This is a genomic window from Arcobacter sp. CECT 8983 (genome assembly GCF_004118855.1).
Classification (GTDB): domain Bacteria; phylum Campylobacterota; class Campylobacteria; order Campylobacterales; family Arcobacteraceae; genus Halarcobacter.
The window spans coordinates 200699-218158 of sequence record NZ_PDKF01000004.1; the positions used below are offsets into that span (position 1 = coordinate 200699).

Below are 17460 nucleotides of genomic sequence, written 5' to 3' on the forward strand. Positions count from 1 at the left end.
GGAATAATTATGCAAAAAGTAAAATTACAAAATTTAGATTGCGCTAATTGTGCAGGTAAGATAGAAAAAAGATTAAATGAATTAGATGAATTATCAAATGTAAGGCTTAATTTCTCAACATCAACTTTGAGTTTTGAGCAAAATACAAGTGAAAACTTATTAGACAAAATAGAAAAAGAGATTCAAAATATAGAGAAAGAAGTAGTTATTTCAAGAGATGAAGATAAAAGTCAAAGAACTTTTTGGCAACTACTTGATAAAAAGCTTTTAGTTATTACCTTAGTATCTATTGTATTAACATATATTTCTTATAACTATATTCAAAATGAGATTTTACAGTTAGCAATTTATCTATTAGCATATTTTTTAGTTGGATGGGATGTATTATCTAAAGCAGGGAAAAACTTACTTAGTGGAAAACTATTTGATGAACACTTTTTAATGTCAATTGCAACAATTGGTGCCTTTGGGTTGGGAGAGTATGTTGAAGGTATTGCTGTAATGATCTTTTATCAAGTAGGTGAAATGTTCCAAGCCGTTGCAGTTAATAATTCAAGGGATAGTATAAACTCACTTATTGATATAAAACCAGAATTTGCAAATGTTAAAGAGGGTGAAAATGTAGTTCAAAAATCTCCAGATGAAGTTAAAATTGGTGATACTATATTAGTAAAAGTGGGGGAAAAAGTTCCAGTTGATGGGGTACTTTTAGATAGCTCTTGTTCTTTTGATACAAGTGCTATTACAGGAGAGTTTAAACCTAAAACTGTAAAACAAGATGATCAAGTTTTAAGTGGTTTTATAAATCTTTCAAATGCTACTTATGTAAAGGTGCAATCTTTATATAAAGACTCTACAGTTGCAAAGATTATTGAGATGATTGAATCAGCTAGTTCTAAAAAAGCAAAAGCAGAAAAGTTTATAACTAAATTTGCTTCAAGATATACTCCTATTGTAGTAATTCTTGCAGTGATGTTAGCCTTTATTCCTCCTATGTTTATAGAAGGAGCTTTATATTCTGATTGGATTGAAAGAGCATTGGTATTTTTAGTTATCTCTTGTCCTTGTGCCTTAGTTGTATCTATTCCTTTATCATTTTTCTCTGCAATTGGAGCAGTATCAAAAAGAGGTGTTTTAGTTAAAGGTGCAAACTATATAGAAAAATTAACAGAGATAGAAAATATTATTTTTGATAAAACAGGAACTCTTACTCATGGAGTATTTGAAGTAACAAAAGTAAAAGCCTTTGGTATAGATGAAGATGAGCTTTTAAAAATTGCAGCATATGCAGAGAGTTTTTCAACTCATCCAATTGCAAAATCAATAGTTTCTTCATATGGCAAAGAGATTGATTCAAAAGCAATAGGATTGCATGAAGAATTAAGTGGTTTAGGAATAAAAGCACAAATTGATTCAAAAGAAGTTTTAATTGGTAATGATAGATTATTAGAAAAATTTGGCATAAAAGTAGATAAAAATATAGAAGAAGAATTAAATGTAGTATTTATTTCTATTGATTCAAATTTTGCTGGATATATTGTAGTAAGTGATATTATAAAAGTAGAAGCAAAAGAGGTAATAGCAGAACTTAAAAACTTAGGCATTGAAAAAACATATATGCTTACAGGAGATAAAAAAGATGTTGCACTTAATGTTGCAAATCTTTTAGGAATAGATGAAGTTAAATATGAACTTCTTCCTCAAGATAAATTATCAAATTTTGAAGCTATAAAAAAAGATACAAACAAAGCAACCGCTTTTGTGGGAGATGGAATAAATGATGCTCCAACACTAGCAAATTCAGATGTAGGTTTTGCTATGGGTGGAGTTGGTAGTGATATTGCTGTTAAATCTGCTGATGTTGTAATTTTAAATGATAATATTAAATCAATAAGTGATGCAATTAAAATTGCTAAAAAAACAAAATTGATTGTATATCAAAATATTGTATTTATTATGGCTATTAAAGTTGCTTTCTTAGCTCTTGGTGCTGGAGCAATGATTAGTATGAAAGAAGCTATATTTGCAGATGTTGGAGTTGCATTATTGGCAATCTTTAACTCAATGAGAATACTAAGAACTATAAAAGATAAACCAAAAGAATCTGTATGTGAAGATAACTCTTGTAGTGATAATAGTTGTTCAAGTGAAGAAAAGTTTAAAGAGAAAAAAGAAGTTAAAACAAATTGTTGTAGTGGAAGTTCTTGTTGTTCTTAATATACAATAGTAATATTAATTATAAAAAAAATATTTAGTTTTGTAACATTAGCTCAAATAAATATTTAATCTAATAAGATAGTTCAAAAGGAGTTGACATGAAAACAAAATTAGTTCTTAGTATTCTTTTCTTATTTGCATCTTTATCATTAAATGCATATGAGTTAAATGGTGATTTAAAAGTAGGTTGGATAGGATATAAAACAGACAAAAAAGTTGGTGTATCTGGTACATTTAAAGACGTAGAGTTAAAAACTACAAAAAGTGATGATTTTGTGAAGTTTTTAAAAAGTGCAAAAGTAAAAATTAATACTTCAAGCTTAGATTCAGGTTTAGAAGTAAGAAATAAAAGTATGGTAAGTACACTTTTTTCTTTAAAAAGTTCAGAAAAAATTTTAGCTTCAATATCTAGTGTTGATGAAAAAATGAGTAAGTTAACACTTAATTTAACAATGAATGAAGTAACAAAAAATATTCCTATGGAATATAGTGTAAAAGATAATAAAGTAGCAGCAAGTGGAGTCATTGATATCTTAGATTATAGTATGAGTGAATCTTTTGCAAAATTTGCAAAAGAGTGTTTTGATTTACATAAAGGGAAAACTTTTTCAGAAGTAACTATCTCTTTTGAATTACCTTTTAAAAAATAGTAAATAACTATAACAAGCAGTATCTTTTCTGCTTGTTATATCTTCCAAATTTCCTCTAGACTTTTTACTTTCTATTAAGAACAAGCAAACTTTTTTAGTTTTATAACTTCCATATCTAATATACAACAAAATTTATAAACATAAGAACATATCAGTACTAATAATAATTATCAAAATTAAGTATCTGTTAAGTAAAATTTGCTACTATTCTGCCTTTGCAAAAAGTTTACAAGAAATAAATACAAGGAAAAATATGCACAAAAAAGTTTTTTCGATATTAGCAGCATCTTTTATATTGGCTCCTAATATAATGCTTTCAGCTGGAACAAAAACTGATAATGTTTCTTTATCTGATGTAACAATTGTAAGTGATTCAGATGAGAATAAACAGTCTTACTACAAAACAGAAGCTACTTCTGTTACTCGAACAAATACTCCCCTTTTAGAAACATCACAATCTGTTCAAATAGTTACAGATGATATCTTAAATGATATGGGGATGGTAAGTCTTGATAATACATTAGACTATGTTAGTGGGATTTCAAGACAAAATAATTTTGGGGGAGTATGGGATAACTTTTCTATTAGAGGTTTTTCAGGGCATGAAAATACAGGAATAAGTATGCTAAAAAATGGTTTTGCTGATAATAGAGGATATAATGCTCCTCGTGATGCAGCAAATATTGAAAGTATTGAGGTTTTAAAAGGACCTTCTGGATCTCTTTATGGAAATACTGAACCTGGTGGAACAATAAATATTGTTACAAAACAACCAAAATTTACCAATGAAAATTCTATTACAACTATGGTTGGAAGTGATGATTTTTATAGACTATCAGCAGATTTAACAGGACCTTTAAGTGAATCTTTTGCTTATCGTTTAAATGTAGCAGCTGAAAATAAAAAAAGTTTCCGTGATCATATTGAGAGTGAAAGATATGTTGTAGCACCTTCATTTCTTTGGCTATTAAATGACAATACCCATTTAACATATATGGGTGAATATATTAGACAAGAAGCTCCTTTTGATAGAGGGATAGTTGCCTTTGATGGTGATTTAAATGGTGTTGATCATAAAACATTTTTTGGTAATCCAAAAGATGATAATATGGTACTTGAAAATTTTACACATCAATTAAAGCTAGAACATGATTTTTCTAATAATTGGAGTACAAAAATTGGTTTAGCCTATAAAACTGGAGATTTTAAAGGAACTGGTGCTGAGGTAAAACCTTTTGTAAATGTTACTACTGATTCTTTGATGCTTGTTCTAGATATAAAGACTTTGAGTCAGATGATATTTCTTTGCAAGCAGATGTAAAAAATGTTTCAACTATAAAAGGTTTAAAAAATACTCTTTTATTTGGTATGGAAACATATCGTTATGAGTTAGATTTTGCTTTATATAATTTAAATAATACAGTAAGAATGGATAATATAAGAGGTAATCCAACATATACTACTTTAGCTACAGGAAAAGGTAATATTATAAGAGATGAAAATCAAGTGCAAAGAGGAATGGCGTTTTTTGCACAAGATGAATTAGCTTTATCTGATTCATGGAGATTACTTGTTGGTTTAAGATATGATAAAATTGATACTCAATTAGAAGAATATAAAAAAGGTATCACTTATTCTCAAAATGATTATGCCTTATCTCCTAGAATAGGCTTAACTTATCTTATTAATCCTAATTGGTCTTGGTATGCTACTTCTGGAAAATCATTTAGACCAAACACTGGTTTAGATAAAAATGGAAATACCTTTGAAGCAGAAGAAGGAATCTCTTTAGAAACAGGTCTGAAATTTGAATCAGATAATAAAGACTTAGGAGCAAGTTTAGCTTTATATAGAATAGATAAAGAGAATGTATTAACAGGTTCTGATCCTAGTGGTGTTTATTCTATTGCAGCAGGTGAAGTAAGAAGTCAAGGTATAGAGTTTGATATATCTGGAAAGTTAAACTCTCATATAAAAATCAATGCAAACTATACTTATACAGATACTGAAGTTACTAAAGATACTGGTGGTGCTGTTGATTGGGCAACTGGAGAAGTTGTAAACTTAGAAGGTAAAGCTTTATCAAATGTTCCTAAACACAGTGGAGCACTTCTTTTAATGTGGGAAGATGATTTATCAAATAACTCTTCTTATGGTATTGGAAGTAATGTTATATATGTAGGAAAAAGAGAAGGGAATTATATTAATACTTTTAAATTACCTGATTATACTACAGCTGGATTACTTTCTTATTGGCAAGTTAACAAAAATTTAAAATTGAAATTAAATGTTAATAATATTTTTGATAAAGAATATATTGCAAGTAGTTATGACCGTTCGTGGGTTGTACCTGGTTCACCAAGAAGTTTTGCATTAAGTATGAATTATAAGTTTTAAAAAATAAAGATTTGAATTTGATGCAAGTTTAGTGTAAAAAAGGAGTTTAAATAAATAGACTCCTTTTTTATTAAATATTAGATTTTTAAAACTGCCATGAAAGCTTCTTGTGGTACATTAACTTTACCAATAGCTTTCATTCTTTTTTTACCAGCTTTTTGTTTTTCTAAAAGTTTTCTTTTTCTTGTAATATCACCACCATAACATTTAGCAGTAACATTTTTACCTGTAGATTTAACAGTTTCTCTAGCAATAATATTAGTACCAATACTAGCTTGTACAGCAACTTCAAATAGTTGTCTAGGAATTAATTCTTTAAGTGCTTTAATAAACTCTCTACCTTTTGATAATGCTTTGTTTTCAGGTACGATAATTGATAGTGCATCAACAACTTCCCCAGCAACTTTAATATCAAGCTTTTGTAAAATACCTGGTCTAAATCCAACTGGTTCATAATCAAATGAAGCATAACCTTTTGTAGTAGATTTCAGTTTATCATAAAAGTCCATTACAATTTCATTCATAGGAATATCATATTCTAAAAGAACTCTTTTTCCAAGATAGTCCATTTTATTTTGGATACCTCTTTTGTCATTTAGAAGCTTGATAACATTTCCTAAAAACTCATCTGGAACTAAGATTGTAGATTTTACATATGGCTCAAAAATAGTATCAATATGATTTGGCTCAGGAAGTTCAGATGGATTTTGAATCATAATTCTTTCTCCATCGTTTTTAAGTACTTCATATACAACCGTTGGAGCAGTTGCAATAAGGTCAAGATTAAACTCTCTTTCAAGTCTTTCTTTAATAACTTCCATGTGAAGCATACCTAAGAAACCAGCTCTAAATCCACTTCCAAGAGCAGCTGAAGATTCAGGTTCAAATGAGATAGAAGAGTCATTTAATTGAAGCTTAGTTAAGGCTTCTCTTAAGTCTTCAAATTTATCTGTTTCAATAGGATAAAGTCCTGCAAAAACAAATGGTTTTGCTGGTTCAAATCCATCAATTGCTTCTGGTGTTGGATTTTTTGCATCAGTCATAGTATCACCAACTGCAATTCCATCAAGAGTTTTAAGTCCTAATACAACTATACCAATTTCACCTGTTTTTATCTCTTTTGTTTTTTCTCTTTTAATAGGATGTGGATACATTAAGTCTAATACTGGATGCTCAACTTTTGTATTCATCATCTTAAGTACTTGACCTTTTTTGATACTTCCATCATATACTCTTACAAGAGCTAGTGCTCCAAGATAGTTATCAAACCATGAATCATAAATAAGTGCTTTAGTAGGAGCTTCTTCGTCTCCTTGTGGAGCAGGAACTCTATCTACAATAGAATCAATTAACTCTTTTACACCAAGACCAGTTTTAGCAGAGATTAGATTATGTTCAGTACAGTCTAAGCCAATAGCCTCTTCTGTTTCTTCTAAAACCCTCATTGGATCAGCGCTTGGTAAATCAATTTTATTTACAACTGGCAGTAGCTCTAAGTCATTGTCTAAAGCAATATACACATTAGCAATAGTTTGTGCTTCAACACCTTGTGTTGAATCAACAATAAGTAGTGCACCTTCAGATGAAGCTAAAGATCTACTTACTTCATATGAAAAGTCAACGTGACCTGGAGTGTCTATAAGATTTAAGATATACTCTTCGCCATCTTTTATGTATTTTAATCTTACACTTTGAGCCTTAATAGTAATACCACGTTCTTGCTCAATATCCATAGTATCCATCATCTGTGAAGATAATTCTCTATCAGTAACAGCTCCACACTCTTGGATAATTCTATCAGCAAGTGTAGATTTCCCATGGTCGATATGAGCAATAATACTAAAGTTTCTAATATTTTTTTGCAAAATTAAATTCCTATATTTATAATAATTTCGCGATTATATCTAAAGTTTTGTAAGTTTATAGTTAAGTTTTAAGTTTAGTAGAATAAAGTACAGGAAGACCCTGTACTTTGATAAGATTATTATCTGTAAATTGAACCTTCAACTCTTCTGTTTTGTGCTCTACCTTCAGCAGTTTCATTTGTTGCTTTAGGTTTTGTTTCACCATATCCAGTTGAGTTAAATCTTGATTTATCAACACCTTGTGCCTCAAGTGCTTTAACAGTAGAAGCCGCTCTTCTTTCTGATAAGTCTTGGTTATATTCTTTTGTACCAATTGAGTCTGTATGTGCTTCAATTTTCCCTTTTACAGAAGGGAATTTTTTCATGAAATCAGCAAATTTTTTGATTTTAGAATCATATTCATTGTTAATTCTTGCACTATCAAAGTCAAAGTTGATATTTAAGTTTACTTTTAAAGAACATCCATTTTGGTCAACAATATCACCTTTTGGTGTGTCAGGACATTTATCATTAATATCTGCAACACCATCACCGTCACTATCAACTTGTTTTTCAGTTACAGGTGTTGGTTCAGGAGTAGGCTCTTGTTTTTTTGGAGTAGGAGCTGCTTTTTCACCAAATGGAATAGCTAGACCCACAGTATAAACTAAGTTATTGTCTCTATCATTAGTATTAACTAAATGTCTAATGTCTGTTTTAAGTGCCATATCATTAGAGAACTCATATCTTAAACCAATACCATAGTTTCCAAATAAAGCAGTCTTGTTTCCAAGCTCTTCATTTTCGAAGTGCTCTAAACCAAAACCAACTAATCCATATAAAGAAGTATTATCAGTTAGTTCATAATTCTTTACAAAGTTAGTAAATAATCTTGTAATATCAGTATCTTCATTTATTCCATCATAGTCAACTTGCTCTAATGAACTTAAAATACCTATTTCAATTTGGTCATAAATTGTGTCATCAAAGTTTACACCAAAACTTAAACCACCAATTGCGTAGTGGTCATCATCTAAGTTTAAATTACCTTCTGCAACATTACCACCAATCATTGGAGTAATTTCATATTTGTAATCACTATTGGCTGCAAATGCAAGAGATGCACATAAGGCCGCAGATAAAATTATCTTTTTCATATTATTTCCTTTTGTGTTTATTACTATGATAACTAATAAATAATTAATTTAGAATTTAAATAATTATTTAATTTTAACTAGTCAATAAAAATTGAGTTAACTGATTCGTTATGAGTAATTCTTCTAATAGTTTCACCCATAATTTTAGCAGCACTTAATACTGTAATCTTTTCACTTTTTCCATGCATTGGAATAGTATCAGAAATAATTAATTCATCTAATGTTCCATTATTAATTCTATCAAATGCAGGTCCTGAAAGCACACCATGAGTACAGCAAGCCATAACTGATGTTGCACCTTTTTTCTTTAATACTTCAGCAGCTTTTACTAAAGTACCAGCTGTATCAACCATATCATCTACTAAAATAACATCTTTCCCTTCTACATCCCCAATGATATTCATAACTTCAGCAACATTAGCTTTTTCTCTTTTTTTATCAACTATTACTAAATCATATCCTAATTTATCAGCATATGATCTTGCTCTTGCAACTCCTCCAATATCCGGACTTGCAATAATTGGGTTTTTAAGGTTTTTATTTCTTAAATGACTTACGAATAAAACAGAACCATATAAGTTATCAACTGGAATATTGAAAAAACCTTGAATTTGAGCAGCATGTAAATCAATAGTAATCATTCTATCAATTCCAGCAGCTTCTAACATATCAGCTACTAATTTCGCAGAAATTGGAACTCTAGGAGCGGCTTTTCTATCTTGTCTAGCATATCCATAATATGGTATAACAGCAGAAATAGAAGCAGCACTACTTCTTTTTAATGCGTCAATCATAATTAAAAGTTCCATTAAGTGGTCATTAGTTGGAGCACATGTTGGCTGAACGATAAATACGTCTTGTCCTCTTACACTCTCTTTGATTTGTACAGAGATTTCACCATCACTAAATTTATTAATCGAAGCTTCTCCAACTTCAACGTTTAGGTATTTCCCAACTTTTTTAGCAAATTCAGGGTTAGCAGTACCACTAAAAAGCTTATATTTTGACATTAGATTTCCTTATGTGTAGTAAGTATTATTGTGTGATTTTATCCAAAATGTTCTTATATTGAATTTACGTAGAATAAATATTACAAATATAGAATAATATACTTGATTATATAAGTAGAGTAAAGCAGTAACTAAGAGCTAAAACTCTTAGTTTTTGATTATGAAGAAGATTTAATCCAAGCACTTCCCAGAACTTTATCATCTTCATAGAAAACAGCTAACTGTCCAGCTGCAACTGAAAAGGCAGGCTCTTTTAAAGAAATCTTTGCTTTATTATCTTCAATTGTTACTTTACAAGGAACTGATACTGATCTATATCTTAGTTTTACTGTACAGTCAAACTCTTTTTTATCAATAAACATATTTACATTTTCAGCTTCTACATTATTAATTGCTAAGGCTTGTTTTTTACCAACAACAATTGTATTATTCTTTGGGTTTAGTTTTGTTACAAAATGAGGTTCTTGAGCTCCATAGACTGTAAAACCTCTTCTTTTACCAATTGTATAGTGCATATAACCTTTATGCTCTCCTACAATATTGCCACTATCATCTAATACTTTTCCTGGCATATCAATATTTGCATGTCTTTTTACAACATCTGTATAAACAGTTTCAACAAAGCAGATTTCTTGGGATTCATTTTTTTCTGTAATTTTTTTATATGCTACATCAAGTTTTGCGCCAAATTTAATGATGTCTTCTTTTTTATAAGTACTTAGTGGAAACATCATATATGGTAAGGCTTCTTTATCTACTTGTGATAAAAAATAGCTTTGATCTTTTGTATTATCATCAGCTTCATAGATAAATTTCCCATCTGTTTTTGCATAATGACCTGTAGCTAAATATGAAGCATTATGTTCTTTTGCAAAATCAAGCATAGCTCCAAATTTAATTTGTCTATTACATTTTACACATGGGTTTGGTGTTGTACCTTCTAAATATGAATCAACAAAATAGTTATATACTTCTTCTTCAAATTTATGGGTTAAATCTAATACATGGTATTTAATATTTAAGAACTTTGCTACATCTTCTATATAACTTAAGTTTTGCTCATGATAACCATCGGTTCTATTGTGAAGTTTTAAATAACAACCTTCAACTTCGAAGCCTTCTATTTGAAGCATGTAGGCAGTAACGGAAGAATCAATTCCTCCACTCATACCTACCATTACTTTTTTCATTTTATTTGTAGTCACTTATAAAACCACCACCAAGACAATACTGTCCATCATATAAAACAAGACTTTGTCCTAAAGTTACAGCTCTTTGAGGTTTATCAAATTTAACTAAAACTTTATCTTCATTTACTTCAACTACTGTACAAGCTTGTTTTTGTTGTCTATATCTTATTTGAGCTACTAATTTATCACCAACTTTTGGTGCCTCTTCTAGTACCCAATGCATATGAGAAGCTTCAACTGTTTGGCTCATAAGTAGTGGATGGTTTGTATCTTGAACTACTGTTAAAGTATTGTTTTTTATATCTTTTTTAGCAGCATACCATGATTTGTGAGTGTTGTTTTCACCTTCAAGTCCTTTGATTCCACCAAGACCAATACCTTTTCTTTGACCTAATGTGTAACAAATAAGACCTTTGTGTTTTCCTAAAACTTTTCCATTTTCATCTATCATGTCACCAGGGATTGCTTTAAGATGTTGAGTAATAAAGTCATCAAATCTTTGATTTCCAATAAAACAAATACCTGTACTATCTTTTTTATCACTTACAGGTAGGTTATTTTCTCTTGCTATTTCTCTAACTTCTGTTTTAGTTAAATCTCCAAGTGGAAACATTGCATGAGATAGTTGTTCACTTGAAAGAGCATGTAAGAAATATGATTGGTCTTTTGAACTATCTTTTGGAGTATCTAATACAAAATGGTCTTTATATTTAGCAATCTTTGCATAATGACCAGTTGCTATCATATCTACACCCATTTTCTTTGCTTCATTTAAAAATACATTAAATTTAATTTCTCTATTACAAAGAATATCAGGATTAGGAGTAAGACCTTTTTTTAAACCTTCTAAAAATACATCAAATACTTTTGTTCTGTACTCTTCAACAAAGTCTTTACCTTTTACTTCAATACCTATTATTTCACCAACTCTTTTTGCATCTTCGAACTCTATTCTATTAGGACATTGGCTACCTTTGATTCCATATTCCCAATTTCTCATAAATAAGCCTACTACATCATAGCCTTGTTGTTTTAATAATAATGCTGTAACAGAAGAGTCAACACCACCTGACATTCCAACAACAACTTTCTTTTTCATTATTTAACCTTTCTAAAATTCTTAGAACAAAAGATAATATCTTTTTATTAAGTATTTATCTATATATTCTTTTTTATAATCTATTCATATAATTTAAAGGAATAATCACTGATTCTCTATTTGCCCAGTCTTTATGAGGAATAATAAGTTTTTTTGTATTTAATTTTTTATTATCAAAAAATATTATATCAATATCTAAGGTTCTAGGCGCATCTTGAAAGGACCGCTTTCTTCCAAATCGATTTTCTAATCTTTGCATATGTTTTAAAAACTCATTTGGTGCTAGATTAGTTTTAAGTATTATTATACCATTTAAAAATGGTTTTTGTTTTAAATATCCAAAAGGAGGATTTAAAAGTAAAGGAGAAGTCATAAGTAAATCAAATTTTGTATTTTGATTTAAACATAAGACTAGTTTATTAAATAATTTTTTTGTGTCCCCAATATTTCCCCCAATACCTATAGTTACAAGGTGTTTTTTATTTGTAAAAGTATTAAAAACTTTTGGAAAGTTAGTAGAATAAAAAAGTGTAAGTTCTTTTGATAATATTTTTTTCATAATTTCCTTTTAAAATATAAAACTTATTAAGTTAGTCAAGATTTTATTTTTAATATTTTTTATTTATAAAATCTCTGCTTTTCCATTTTTCATAACAACTGTATCTTCAATTCTAACTCCAAATTTATTTGGAAGATAAATACCTGGTTCTATTGTAAATACCATATTATTTTCAATAATTACATCAGATTTACTATTAATATTTGGGAATTCATGAATATCAAGCCCTACACCATGACCAGTACTATGTACAAAATATTTTCCAAAACCTGCTTTTTCGATTACATCTCTAGTAAGTTTGTCAATTTCACTAGCTTTCATTCCCACTCTTGCTTTAGAAATAGCATTAAGTTGAGCTTTATATACCAAGTCATAAACTTTTTGTTCTTCTTTATTTTTAAACTTTTGTTCCCTTTTAAAATTAAAAGTTTCAAAATCAACATGAGCTGTACAAGTTCTATCAGAACAATATCTTTTGTATTTTACTCCTGCATCTACTAGAAGTAAATCATTTAATTTTAGTTTCTTTTTAGTTGGCAAGGCATGGGGTTTTGCTGCATTTTCGTTTATTGCAACAATTGGATCAAAACTTAAATCATATTTTCCAGTTTGTGACATTTTTTCTATTGCTTTAAAATGTAAGAAGTTTTCTTCTTCTTTGAAACCATTTTTTCTAATATATTTTGCTAGTTTTTTAAAACCTTTTTTGCCTATCATTGAAGCTTTTTTTAGAAACTCAATCTCTTCATCTGTTTTAATTATTCTTTTTAGTTTTGAGAAGTTTTCTCTTTGAATAAACTCTATTTTTAAATTATCTGTTAATTTTTGGTATAAAGAGTATGTAAAATCATTTGGGTCAAAAACTATTTTTTTAATTTTTGAATTTTTTAATATTTTTTGTGCATCTTTAACTAAATCAGAGCTTTCTATAACTTGACAATTTTTTGCAAACTCTTTAGCTTCTATTGTGTATCTTGCATCTGTAATAAAAAAGCTATCTTTTTCTAGCTTTATAAATATTACATTGTCACAAGAAAAACCACACTCATAGTAGATGGCGTTTTCATCTAATAATAAATAATTTTTCATAATTCATCTTTCATTAACTAAATTTTAAATATAATCTTACCCAAAAATCATAAAAGGAATATAATATGAAAATTGCAGTTATTCAAGGTCCAAATTTAAATATGTTAGGTGTTAGAGAACAACATATTTATGGTCCTATGTCTTTAGATCAAATTCATGAACAAATGAAAGCTAGTGCAGCACAAAATGATGTTGAATTAGAGTTTTTTCAATCAAATTTAGAAGGTGAAATTGTAGATAGAATTCAAGAGTGTTTAGGTACAGTTGATGGTATTTTAATTAATCCAGCAGCATTTTCTCACACATCAATTGCTATTAAAGATGCACTAAGTGCAGTAAATCTTCCAACTGTAGAAGTACATATTTCAAATATTTACAAAAGAGAAGAGTTTAGACAAAAATCAATCACTGCAGCTGCATCAACTGGTGTTATCACAGGATTTGGTCCATTCTCTTACCACTTAGGACTTATCTCTTTAACTCAAATTATTTCAGAAGTAAAAGCAGCTCATCAAGCACAACAAGAAGCAGCAGCTAAAGCTAAAGCACAAGTACAAGAGAAATAATTAATGAAAATTCTAAGTGCCTCATGGATAATAACTTGCAATGAAGATAGTACCATCATAAAAGATGGTGCTATAGTTTTTGATGAAAAAATTATTGATGTAGGTACTAAAGAGTACATTGAAAATAAGTACACAGGAATTGAAATTGAGTTTTTAGGCGAAAACTCAGTTTTAATGCCAGGACTTATAAACTCACATGTACACTTAGAGTTTTCTTCAAATGCAACTACTTTAAAGTATGGAAACTTTATGCAATGGCTAAACTCTGTTATTGCATCAAGAGAAGAGTTAGTTGAAAAAGCAACTAGTAAACTTATTTCTAAAAAGTTATCTAAAATGCTTAAAAGTGGTACTACTACAATAGGAGCTATCTCTTCATACTCTTTAGATATAGAACCATGTGTAAAATCTCCTATTAATACAGTATTTTTTACTGAAGTAATTGGAAGCAAAGCTGATATGATAGATAACTTGTTTGCAGATTTTAAAGCAAGACTAAATACAGCAAAAAAGAATGCGAGCAAAAGCTTCATTCCAGCAATTGCAATACACTCGCCATATTCAGTTCATCCATTTTTAATAAGGGAGACTTTAAATCTTGCAAGAAAAGATAAACTTGCAGTTAGTTCTCACTTTTTAGAATCACCAGAAGAGTTTGAGTGGTTACACCGTGATGAAGGTAGTTTCTTAGAGTTTTTTAAGAACTTTTTAGGGCAAGAAAAAAGTGTTACAAAACCAATGGAATTTTTAAATCAATTTAAAGATATAGACAATCTTTCATTTACTCATTGTGTTGAGGCAAGTGATAATGACTTAAAAAAGATAAAAGAGCTTAATGCTTTTATAAATCATTGTGTAACTTCTAATAGATTATTAAATAACACAAAATTAGATATTGACAGATTAATTGATTTAAAAGTGCCATTTACAATTGGTACAGATGGACTTAGTTCAAATAACTCTTTATCGATGTTTGATGAGTTAAGAAATTGTTTAATGGTGCATGTAGATAAAAATCCAATTTCCTTTTCAAAAAACCTACTTGAAGCAGCAACAAAAAATGCAGCAAAAGCTTTAAGTTTACAAAAAGGTGAGTTAGAAAAAAATAAAGATGCAGATATAATAGTAATTACTTTACCAGACACTATTAAAGATGAAGAGGATTTATGTATGAATGTTATATTACATACTAAGTTTGTAAATAAAGTTTTTATTGGAGGACAAAATGCTTAATTTTTTTAAAAAACTTTTTTATCCTATTATTGCTATTTTAGATTTTATTACGAAATATTTTAAAACAATAGTATTTTTAACAATTGTTTATTACTTTGTATCAACTTCAAATGAAGCAAATATAAATGAAGGAAGTTTTGAAAGTGCAAATCTACAAAAAATAGAACTATTTGGTCCTATTTTAGATTCGCAAAAAGTTTTAGCTCAAATTAATGAAGCTAAAAAGAATAAAAATATCAAGGGAGTATTGCTTGATGTAAACTCTCCAGGTGGTGCAGTTGCTCCATCAGTTGAAATTGCTTATGCAATTAAAGAGTTAAATGATTTAAAGCCAGTTGTAGCTTATGCAAGTGGTGTTATGGCAAGTGGAAGTTATTATTCATCAATTTGGGCAAAAGAGATTATTGCTAATCCAGGAAGCATGGTTGGTTCTATTGGAGTTATTTTCCAAGGTACAAACCTAGAAGAGCTAATGGATAAGATTGGAGTTAAAACTCAAACAGTAAAAGCAGGTAAATATAAAGAGTCAGGAACTCCAACAAGGCAATGGGCTGATTATGAGAAGCAAGAATTAGAAAAGGTAATAGACGATACATACAATATGTTTATATCTGATGTAGCAAAGGCAAGAGGTTTAAAAGTTCAAGACCATAAGAAATTTGCAGATGCTCATATTTTTACTTCATCTCAAGCAAAAAAAGTTGGTTTAGTTGATGAGGTTAATACTTTAACCTTTGCTCAAAATAGAGTAATTAAATTATCAGGTGTAAGTAAACCATCTTGGAAAAAACAGGATAAATTTGATAAGTTCTTTGATAGAATAATCCAAGAAGCAGTTACAAATTTTTCTGTTCTATTTGAAGGTGGACTAAAAGCTTATTAGAAGATAGAATTTTTTAATTCTATCTTTTTTTAAGCACTTTTTATAATTTGTGCTATAATACGAAAAAATTATAGTAAAAATCTGCATATTCTTCATTAATCACGAATTACTTTTTTAAACTACTAATATATCAAAGGTTATATATGTCATTTTCAAAATTAGGATTAAATCCTAATATTTTAAAAGCGATTAAAGAGCAAGGTTACACAAAACCTACTTTAATTCAAGAACAAGCTATTCCTAAAATCTTAGAAAAAAAAGATTTACTAGCAGCAGCACAAACAGGTACAGGTAAAACAGCAGCTTTTACTTTACCTCTTTTAGAGTTTATGAGTTTAAAACCTCATAGAAAAGATCAAAAAGCTTATATTAAAGCATTAATTTTAGTTCCCACAAGAGAACTAGCCTTACAAGTTTTTGAAAATATTCAAGCTTATAGTAAATATCTTCATTTAAAAACAGCAGTTATTTTTGGAGGAGTTGGAATAAACCCACAAAAAGCAAGCTTAAGAAAGGGTGTTGATATTGTAATTGCAACACCTGGAAGACTTTTAGATCATATGTCTCAAGATACTATAGATTTATCAAGGGTTGATTTTTTAGTTCTTGATGAAGCTGATAGAATGTTGGATATGGGATTTATTCATGATATAAAAAAAGTTGTAGCAAAAGTTCCAACTCATAGACAAACATTACTTTTCTCAGCTACTTTTTCTGATGAAATAAAGAAGTTATCTAACTCATTTTTAACCAAGCCAGAAACTGTTGAAGTTGCAAGAAGTAATACTTTATCTGAGCAGGTTTCACAGGTTGTTCATTATGTAAATAAAGACAAAAAGAAAAATCTTTTATCTTTTTTAATACATACACAAGATTGGAATCAAGTTTTAGTTTTCACTCGTACTAAACATGGAGCAAATAGATTAAGTGAATTTTTAAATAAAAATAATATTTCCTCTTTAGCAATTCATGGTAATAAATCACAAGGTGCAAGAACAACTGCTTTAAAAGATTTTAAAGCGAAAAAAATAAGAGTACTCGTGGCAACTGATATTGCTGCACGTGGTATTGATATTGAACTTTTACCCCATGTAGTTAATTATGAATTACCAAATGTACCAGAAGATTATGTTCATAGAATAGGAAGAACAGGTAGGGCAGGTAATATTGGTGAAGCTTTATCTTTAGTTTGTGATGAGGAGGCTCAATATTTAGAAGATATTGAAAAATTAACAAAAACAACTATTCCTGTTAGAGATATAGAAGGTTTTACAATTAGTGCATTAAAAAAGCCTCAAAAATCTTCTAATACAAAGAGTAGAAATAATAATAAAAGAAACTCTTCTAATGCCAAAGAAAGAAGACCTAAGTCAAATACAAGAATTAAAAATAGTAGTGAAAAAAAGGATTTCAAAAAAGAAGTAGATGATTTCATTGAAAATAGAAAAAAACAAACTTCTAAAAGAAATTCAAATAGAAAAATTACAGGTAATTATAGAAAAGGATTAGGTAGTAATAATAAATAAAAAAAGGCAAGGTGTGTGATTCCTTGCCTTTTTCCTTTTC

The 17460-nt window shown here is 29.1% G+C and carries 15 protein-coding genes; 8 read left to right on the forward strand and 7 right to left on the reverse strand.

Annotation, left to right across the window (positions count from 1 at the left end; all coding sequences use genetic code 11):
* The first annotated feature begins 9 nt into the window (after positions 1–9).
* The 4 genes from CRV01_RS03835 (at position 10) to CRV01_RS13830 (ending at position 5264) form a co-directional block, all read left to right on the forward strand.
* The gene (locus tag CRV01_RS03835) at positions 10–2217 is read left to right on the forward strand and encodes a heavy metal translocating P-type ATPase (RefSeq protein WP_129006926.1); all 2208 of its coding nucleotides are present in this window, start codon (positions 10–12) and stop codon (positions 2215–2217) included.
* 98 nt (positions 2218–2315) lie between these two features.
* Positions 2316–2867: a YceI family protein gene (locus CRV01_RS03840; RefSeq protein ID WP_129006927.1), complete on the forward strand. Its 552-nt coding sequence runs from the start codon at positions 2316–2318 to the stop codon at positions 2865–2867.
* A gap of 253 nt (positions 2868–3120) precedes the next feature.
* A complete protein-coding gene (locus tag CRV01_RS13825; protein ID WP_258238306.1) occupies positions 3121–4188 on the forward strand; it encodes a TonB-dependent siderophore receptor in 1068 nt (355 codons plus the stop codon).
* Positions 4173–5264 carry a TonB-dependent siderophore receptor gene (locus CRV01_RS13830; protein WP_258238307.1) on the forward strand — a complete coding sequence of 364 codons (1092 nt, stop codon included), beginning with the start codon at positions 4173–4175 and terminating at the stop codon, positions 5262–5264. Before CRV01_RS13825 ends, CRV01_RS13830 begins: the two co-directional genes overlap by 16 nt.
* 77 nt (positions 5265–5341) lie before the next feature.
* On the opposite strand, the gene lepA is transcribed toward CRV01_RS13830, so the two are convergent.
* The 7 genes from lepA to CRV01_RS03880 form a co-directional block, all read right to left on the reverse strand.
* Positions 5342–7129: a translation elongation factor 4 gene (gene lepA / locus CRV01_RS03850; RefSeq protein ID WP_129006928.1), complete on the reverse strand. Its 1788-nt coding sequence runs from the start codon at positions 7127–7129 to the stop codon at positions 5342–5344.
* 119 nt (positions 7130–7248) lie between these two features.
* Positions 7249–8265 (reverse strand): OmpA family protein, encoded by a 1017-nt coding sequence (locus CRV01_RS03855; protein ID WP_129006929.1) that lies wholly within the window; start codon positions 8263–8265, stop codon positions 7249–7251.
* A gap of 77 nt (positions 8266–8342) precedes the next feature.
* The gene (locus tag CRV01_RS03860) at positions 8343–9275 is read right to left on the reverse strand and encodes a ribose-phosphate pyrophosphokinase (RefSeq protein WP_129006930.1); all 933 of its coding nucleotides are present in this window, start codon (positions 9273–9275) and stop codon (positions 8343–8345) included.
* 158 nt (positions 9276–9433) lie between these two features.
* Positions 9434–10465 carry a tRNA 2-thiouridine(34) synthase MnmA gene (gene mnmA, locus CRV01_RS03865; protein ID WP_129007514.1) on the reverse strand — a complete coding sequence of 344 codons (1032 nt, stop codon included), beginning with the start codon at positions 10463–10465 and terminating at the stop codon, positions 9434–9436.
* A gap of 1 nt (position 10466) precedes the next feature.
* Positions 10467–11564 (reverse strand): tRNA 2-thiouridine(34) synthase MnmA, encoded by a 1098-nt coding sequence (mnmA, locus tag CRV01_RS03870; protein ID WP_129006931.1) that lies wholly within the window; start codon positions 11562–11564, stop codon positions 10467–10469.
* Between the two features lie 73 nt (positions 11565–11637).
* Positions 11638–12123 (reverse strand): 2-amino-4-hydroxy-6-hydroxymethyldihydropteridine diphosphokinase, encoded by a 486-nt coding sequence (gene folK, locus CRV01_RS03875; protein ID WP_129006932.1) that lies wholly within the window; start codon positions 12121–12123, stop codon positions 11638–11640.
* A gap of 63 nt (positions 12124–12186) precedes the next feature.
* Positions 12187–13212 carry a M24 family metallopeptidase gene (locus CRV01_RS03880; protein ID WP_129006933.1) on the reverse strand — a complete coding sequence of 342 codons (1026 nt, stop codon included), beginning with the start codon at positions 13210–13212 and terminating at the stop codon, positions 12187–12189.
* A gap of 65 nt (positions 13213–13277) precedes the next feature.
* On the opposite strand from CRV01_RS03880, the gene aroQ reads away from it, so the two are divergent.
* The 4 genes from aroQ (at position 13278) to CRV01_RS03900 (ending at position 17420) form a co-directional block, all read left to right on the forward strand.
* The gene (gene aroQ / locus CRV01_RS03885; protein WP_129006934.1) at positions 13278–13778 is read left to right on the forward strand and encodes a type II 3-dehydroquinate dehydratase; all 501 of its coding nucleotides are present in this window, start codon (positions 13278–13280) and stop codon (positions 13776–13778) included.
* A gap of 3 nt (positions 13779–13781) precedes the next feature.
* The gene (locus CRV01_RS03890) at positions 13782–15011 is read left to right on the forward strand and encodes a metal-dependent hydrolase (RefSeq protein WP_129006935.1); all 1230 of its coding nucleotides are present in this window, start codon (positions 13782–13784) and stop codon (positions 15009–15011) included.
* Complete coding sequence (gene sppA / locus CRV01_RS03895; protein ID WP_129006936.1) at positions 15004–15894, forward strand: signal peptide peptidase SppA; 891 nt, start codon at positions 15004–15006, stop codon at positions 15892–15894. Before CRV01_RS03890 ends, sppA begins: the two co-directional genes overlap by 8 nt.
* Before the next feature lie 143 nt (positions 15895–16037).
* Complete coding sequence (locus CRV01_RS03900; RefSeq protein ID WP_129006937.1) at positions 16038–17420, forward strand: DEAD/DEAH box helicase; 1383 nt, start codon at positions 16038–16040, stop codon at positions 17418–17420.
* Positions 17421–17460 lie beyond the last annotated feature (40 nt).